The sequence below is a fragment of the Desulfobulbaceae bacterium genome, assembly GCA_013792005.1.
GTDB lineage: Bacteria > Desulfobacterota > Desulfobulbia > Desulfobulbales > VMSU01 > VMSU01.
The window spans coordinates 1-6,666 of the sequence record VMSU01000083.1 but is presented as its reverse complement, the minus strand read 5'-3'; the positions used below and the strand labels follow the sequence as shown (position 1 = coordinate 6,666).

Sequence of the window (6,666 nt, the reverse complement as noted above, 5' to 3'; positions counted from 1 at the left end):
TTTGACCGTGTTCATCAATATAGGTCTCATCGTTATTGGAATTGTTTTTTACGGCCGATCCATCTTCATACCAGATCTCATAAAGATACCCGGTTCCACGGGCACCGGGATTGGAGCAAGGGTCAGCAATTAAATCTATTGCTGTGGTGTCGGGGATATAAGTAGAAAAGTAAACGACACCACCGTAAATAACTGGTGATGAGACAATTTTTTCTCCTACTTGAGACCCGTTTTGTTCTTTAAAGTCAAAATACCAGCCGCGGTTATTGGGGTGCTTAAGGGCGTCTTTGGCGTAAGTTGAGTAAAGGACATGGGTAGTATTGACATTATTTGTTTGTGCCAGGTGATCATAGACATCAATAATAAAGAGCGTGTTGTTCTCGCTGGGGACGTTAATGATTGTTCCTGCCTCATCCCGCAGATAGTTTCCTTCGGCATCTCGCTGTGCCGCAACAATCAGGGAGTTGTTACTTCTTGCCTTAATCTTACCGCCATCATTCACGTCAACATAGGCCTTGACAATGGTTGGGACTTGACTGTTTTGCCACTCCCAATTGTTTTTAATGGCATAGAAGCTGTTGAGAGTATCCGTTTTATTTGGATGTTCCCTGTCTCCTGTCCCGTAGAATACATAATCTCCAACTCTCTTCACTGTTTGATTGGTGCCCTCCTGGATGAAGACATCAAAGTTTTCATTTACGATGTTCGGGGCATAAAAGATTTTCTTGCCTGGATCGGAAAAGAGTTTTAATTTCTGTCCCCAGTCGCCATCCTCTTCTCCATCATGTGGGCCGACACTTAAATCAGAGGTATTATAATCAAAGATATCATCGCGAAAGGCAAACAGATTTCCGTTCATATCGCCAGCGTAAATTCTGGTTGTAGTTCTGGTGTTAGGATTTTCAAAGGCTGCCGCCGCGACTATTGAGTGGGTCATGCTTGGGAATGTGTTGACAGTGACATTGAAGTTATTGAAAAGTGCCCCAGTTTGAGCGTCGATGGCAAAGAGAGCGCGGCCTTTGGCGTCTGTTGCAGCAGGGGTTAGACTGTCTTGATTGTCGTCATAGCCGCCGACCATCAGAAAAACGTCTTTGGTTTTATAAACACCAACATCTTTATATCCCATCTGCACGAGTTGGGGGGTACCCCAGGATTGACCAAGCATTTCAGCGCCAGTCCCAAGAAAGTTCATGTTAATGCTATACTTGAATAATGGAGAGTCGTAACTGCTGATATCCAAAGCGGTATAGCTGCTGCCGCCTCGGCGCTCACCAAAAAGGAGCATTTTTTTCTGTGGGGTAGTGGTAAGGCCATCATGGTCATAATCATAAAACATTGGTGTGCCATCAACAAAATATTGGTGGCTGTTGTCAGGCTCTAAGGCAGCGAGATTACCAAGAAGGTCCTGAGGGATAAACCCCCATTTTTCACTGCCGTCGTTATCGTCGAAACAATGGAGCATACCGTCATTGGCTCCGGCAAAAATCATGGTATGATCATCGGTACCATCATTATTGTCATCATAATGGACCACGTAGGGTTGGGAGTGGAGGAAATCTCCAAGTGGCCACTCCCCGTTTTCACGCCTGACGGCAGAGATCACGTTGGTCGTGAGTCCGGGGTAGGCGCCGCTTGTAAGTGCGGCGTTTGTGGTGGTGAAAAGGTTGGATGCATTGGTGAGGGTGTTTGAGGTGCCGGTATAGGTGTAGATTTTTCGGCTGAAACCATTTTCGATATCGCCAAGAAGCTTTGCACCGGCGCCACCCTTGCCAACAGCGGGGCCATCCGGAGAGGCGCTCCAGTAAGACCTGGCGTTATCAAGCAGTACCCCGTTGCTCACAGCCGTCAAGCCATCGGCATCTTGAATAACACCATAGTTGGTAATACCGTATTTTTTCAGATTGCCAATCCAGTTTCCTGTACTTAAAGGCTGGAACAAACCGTAATAGACAAAATTGCCCGCATAGGCCTTGTTTGCCCTGCTGACCGGTACCGCAGCCGCAGAGAACCCCTCGTTGCTTTCAGCAATGGCAATAATGATTGAGTTGAGGGCTTCATTCAAAGTGTCGGCATTATCAGCAGTATAGTATTTGCCACCACCATTGTTTGCGGTATCTATTAGGATCGGTACACTTTCTTTGAAACCGATGGTGTAGGTGGTTATTGATTGATTTTCATAATCTCCCGGCTCACCCATGGCGATAATATCTGCTGCCGTTGGATTAGTCCCTGTAACGCGAAGGTCGTTTTGGGCCAGGAAATAAGAGACATCTTCGAGATAATTGGGGCTGCCATTCTTGTTGGCATAGGGGATTTTTCTGCCGTTGAGGTAGATATCACTTGTCATTTGAGGATTGTTGTCTCGGGTTGGCTCGCCATCGGTCATGATAATGATGTAGTTCTTCTGGCATCTGTACTGGATCCGGCTGTCGCTGGTGTAGCTATAGCAATTTATATTGCTTTTGGTGCAGGTGTTGGTGTAGGTGCCGGTCAGGCCGTTAAACCAGCTTGTTTTACCGGAGAAGTAGAGTCCTGCCTCAGTCAATGTCTCGGCGAGCGGAGTGTAAGTGTCGGAAAACATATTTCCTATGAACCCTAAGCCAGCTTGGTTGTTATCAATGTAGATAGGAGGGGCTGCAGGATTATAAGCGCCAATCAGATCTGCCTTGGTGGCCCCGCATTTAGCAACAATATATCCGCTTTCATATCTGTTGTCATCGGTGCCAAGACCGCCTGAGGCAATAGTATAGTTAGTGTTCTGGGCATTGAACTTCATCAAGCCAAAATTTACTTTATCAAAATTGTCGTTAATCAGCTTGGCAATAACCTCCTTGGCGACCTCCATTCTCGTCCTATTGTCGCCAATATTCAAAGCATCATAATTTTCAAAATTCCCCAGTCTATAATGTGTTGAACTATTTCCGCCGCAAGTAACGATAGCGCCACTCTTTTTTAATTTTCCTTGCCACCACCCCTTGGTAAGCAGGCTGGTTTTGGCAGTAGCACATTGCCAGTTAGCGGAATTGATATCCGTAAAATAGAGGTTCCCGGACTTGTAAACATTATTTTTAGTCTTGGTCCCGGCATAAGTTGTTGCCGGATTATAGGGGTCACCAGGGATATCGTTGGTGCCCATACTGCCGGAATTGTCAAAGATGATAAGAACATTGGGCTTGACCGAGATACTAGCTACGCCATAAATGTCAATATCGTCCGCCCAAGAAGGATAGGCCAGGCCAAGCAGTACCGGTACTAAAAAGAAAAATATTTTTTTCATGGTGTGTACTCCTTTCTTGAATGAGGCATTCAACATAAAAAAATGTAGCCTAGGATGGACTAAAATTTATTAAAGACTTTGTACACCCCTTCCTGGAGTATGGTGTTTCGGTCGGCATCGGGAGACTGACAGGTTATGATGAATCGGCGTACTTCAAAATTTTTTGGACTGAATCCGGACCCTGGAGGGGGCTTGTCCTTGTGTGACATGGGCGGAAAATCATTAGCTTCGTTAGACAGACTGGCGATGGTTGTGCGGGCGCCAGTTAATTCATTCCTTTCCATGCACCGAGTTTCAAAGGACGCAAGGGGGATGCCGTTAGGGTCAGACACCTCGCTAATATCGTTAATGCCATTTCCATTGACATCATCGCCTGGATTTATGACTGGAGGGAAAGCTGCGACAGTTTCGCCAGCGGTAATGAAGCCTGTCGTCAACCAGGTAGTATACAACATTTTACTTGTTGCCAGGCAGGTCTCTTGATTGAAAAAATCCTGTTTTTCTATGCGATCATTAGCTGAAATCTGTTTTTCGACGTTGGTCGATTGATTAGAGGCAATTCCAATAACAACCAGGATCACCAGCACCAGAAGAGCCGTAACCAGGACAAACCCTTCTTCGTTATGTACTATTTTTTCAGGTGATAACTGTGACATGCCAGACCTCCCCATTAGTACCTGGTTTTGATGTAATTCATGGATACTGTTTTCAGCTTGTCCCCTTCTGTCCAGACAACATCTACTCGGATAGTCTTTGAATCAATTGCCGGCACATTGTCTGTGATATCCATAAAGATGGTATAATTATCAGAAACTACCGAGTTGTCGCCTACGCTGTTAATGGTTCTTATCATCAAGCCCCCACCAACTACTTGATCGCCAATCCTTTGATAGGGAGTGTCATTGTCATCTGAAAAGAGGGGATCATTATAATCTAAAGCAATAATGTTTTCGACTTGGTCCAGGGCCAGGGCTGTGGCCTCTGTCAAGTCGTATGACCCGGCGTTACCGTTTAATACGGAGAGTTGCATTGCCCCAGCGCCAAGGATGCCAATGGATAAAACAGTAATGGTCACCAGGACTTCAATCAGGGTGAAGCCGTTATTATTTTTGATTAGAAGATTTGCCATGGTGTTCAGTTGCGGAGCCATATGATGGGTGAGCTAATTGCGCAAGTGTACCGTTGTAATTAATAAACGGCGGCGAAAGTTATCATTTGCTGCGATATTATTGGGTGTGCCAGGATTCAAGTCCCAGGCTGGTAGCGTGAGTTCGATGTTTGTGCCATCCACCAGGGTATAGTTAGGTGCAGCTGGTGGCGCAGGTTGTGGGCATGAAGCGGGAAAGTATTCGAATGTATTTGTGAAATTCTGATCAGGATGACTCGCACGAGCCAATATTGAGATTTGGATGGTTTTAATATTTGATACGTTTGTTGTAGGATTGTTATCTTGGTCTAAATATAAAAATTCCAGAGCATCGATGTTTTCTGCTAAGGGAACAATCGCGCCACCATCTATTGCCCGACCGATATCATTGTCTCCGTCACCATAGGCATCATAAAGTCGGTATTCAATCGTTTGCATCGTGCCGAGATTGTTGATTTCTGTCGCGAAAATAAGTTGGGTTGTTAGCGCGGTTGTTATGCCGCCAGTACCAGTGAGTGGGTGATAGGTTGCCATTCTGATTTCTCTGGTCATCATATTCATTGCTGCCCTGACACTTTGCTGTGCTTCAACAACCTGATCTTGGGCAACATAGGTATTCTGTTGAGAGCGAAACGATGTGTAAACAGCTCCCATGACGAGACCTGAAATAGCAAGGGTGATCATTATCTCAACTAGAGTGAATCCGGTTTGGTTGCGATATGTAAATGAGATTCTGTTCACGTTATTCGATCCAGTTTCTTTTATGAAACGGGAGTATCCCGTTATATTTCCTCATCTTAACTGCTCCGCTGGTTACCGTTGTTATTGCATAAACTATACTAGCTTGGCTGTTGACTAAATAAATTGTGCCGGCACCGGATGTGCCATTGGAATTATAAGTACAGAAACGGGGAGGTCCTCCTGGGAAAGTAACCGAGGTGGCGATGGCACCTCCATTCCAATCAACGAGTCCGGCAGGAAAACCGAAATTAACTCCGCTGCCATATGCTGATAAATTCATTTGATATTCGTCTGGTTGGTTGACAGTGCCACTATTGTCGATATCAATAAAGTAGAATCCTGGGTTGACTGTAGTATCGAATCGTACTCTGACCGTCACATTTTGTTTCACGGCAAGGAGCCGTGCCTTTTGAAAGGTTGAATAGACATCACGAGCCGCATTTTTGAGACGGAGATTTGGTAGCCAATTGAGGATATTTGGCGCTGCAACAGAGGCCAATATTCCTAAGATAGCAACAGTTACAATAAGCTCAACCAGTGATAACCCAGCGTTGAGTGAGAAGTAGCCACTATGCCTCTTCGGGGGCTTAAATTTGTTTTGGATGGTATTCATTGTTTTTATAGCGCTTTGGAAAGATTTTGTAGCCTCGGATGTTTAAAAATCATATCCAAAGGGTACATCGCAGGTTCAGTACGTTATGGGCCAATGTTATTTAGTCTAGGGTCTCGAGTATCGGTTTATGATACCTGCCGGGAAGGCAGTCGAGAAGGTCGGACAGCGATAGATATTTTAAATATGTTCTGTAAACTGAAGAAGAAGCCATATTGGAGTAATCATTTTTGGGCCACTGGGTATTGCGTAGGCATAGTGGGGCCTGATGTTGAGATGGTTCGATAGTGTGTCTAATATCAAGAGGTCAAGGAGAAGTGGACGGTATAATTCAAGTTATTCTGGTGTGATATTGAGGATTACAATGCATTGCATTTAAATGTCAATGGGGCAATGCATTGTAATCCTTCTTTGGGGGGGGCTGGTCATCAGGAGTCGGTTATTTATTGGTTTATTTCAAGCCAGCTAGTAGGTCCTGTTTTGTAGTTCTTGATTGGTAAATTGCTTTGGGGTAATTCCTTGATTTCGCCCGTGCTGGTTTGGACAAAAGTCGTAGGTCCTTCACCGCTGCCAATGTGGAGGTTGGGGGTAGTTGCTAAGCCGTGTCCGAGTGAGACGTGATCTAACACGATATTTGTATTTTCATTATATCCTTCAGGGGCGAAAATTACCCGGTGCCATGCTGTTCCTGTTAGGTAATAAACTCCATAGAGGGAGGCGGTTCCTTCTGCAAGGCAAGGGTCAACAGAGGGAATATAAGTGGTAAAGGTGAGAAGACCGCCTAGTAATGTCGCTTGTCCAATATTTCGTTCTCCTGGGGAGGCGAATTCTTTGATCCAGCCATCTTTTCCAGTCGCATTATTGCTTCCATCACAGCCACTTCCTGAAATA

6 protein-coding genes are annotated in these 6,666 nt (G+C 45.2%); 1 reads left to right on the top strand and 5 read right to left on the bottom strand.

What is annotated here, in order from left to right; translation table 11 throughout:
• The 5 genes from FP815_04425 to FP815_04405 all read right to left on the bottom strand — a co-directional run.
• Positions 1–3,277, bottom strand: a 3,277-nt coding sequence (locus FP815_04425; GenBank protein ID MBA3014183.1) for a hypothetical protein, incomplete at its 3' end; no start/stop codon positions are given.
• Positions 3,278–3,336: 59 nt separating this feature from the next.
• Entirely contained in the window at positions 3,337–3,933 is a 597-nt protein-coding gene (locus FP815_04420; GenBank protein ID MBA3014182.1) for a hypothetical protein, read from the bottom strand.
• A gap of 14 nt (positions 3,934–3,947) precedes the next feature.
• Positions 3,948–4,427, bottom strand: coding sequence for a prepilin-type N-terminal cleavage/methylation domain-containing protein (locus FP815_04415; protein MBA3014181.1), 480 nt, complete (start codon positions 4,425–4,427; stop codon positions 3,948–3,950).
• Between the two features lie 12 nt (positions 4,428–4,439).
• Complete coding sequence (locus FP815_04410) at positions 4,440–5,210, bottom strand: prepilin-type N-terminal cleavage/methylation domain-containing protein (protein MBA3014180.1); 771 nt, start codon at positions 5,208–5,210, stop codon at positions 4,440–4,442.
• On the bottom strand, positions 5,167–5,778 hold the full coding sequence (locus FP815_04405; protein ID MBA3014179.1) for a prepilin-type N-terminal cleavage/methylation domain-containing protein: 612 nt from the start codon (positions 5,776–5,778) through the stop codon (positions 5,167–5,169). Before FP815_04405 ends, FP815_04410 begins: the two co-directional genes overlap by 44 nt.
• On the opposite strand from FP815_04405, the gene FP815_04400 reads away from it, so the two are divergent.
• Entirely contained in the window at positions 5,737–6,063 is a 327-nt protein-coding gene (locus FP815_04400; GenBank protein MBA3014178.1) for a hypothetical protein, read from the top strand. The genes FP815_04405 and FP815_04400 overlap by 42 nt on opposite strands.
• Positions 6,064–6,666 lie beyond the last annotated feature (603 nt).

Coding starts and splice junctions, on each gene's coding strand:
- FP815_04420 (MBA3014182.1), bottom strand. CDS start 3,933: ATGTCACAGTTATCACCTGAAAAAATAGTACATAACGAAGAAGGGTTT.
- FP815_04415 (MBA3014181.1), bottom strand. CDS start 4,427: ATGGCTCCGCAACTGAACACCATGGCAAATCTTCTAATCAAAAATAAT.
- FP815_04400 (MBA3014178.1), top strand. CDS start 5,737: ATGCCTCTTCGGGGGCTTAAATTTGTTTTGGATGGTATTCATTGTTTT.
- FP815_04405 (MBA3014179.1), bottom strand. CDS start 5,778: ATGAATACCATCCAAAACAAATTTAAGCCCCCGAAGAGGCATAGTGGC.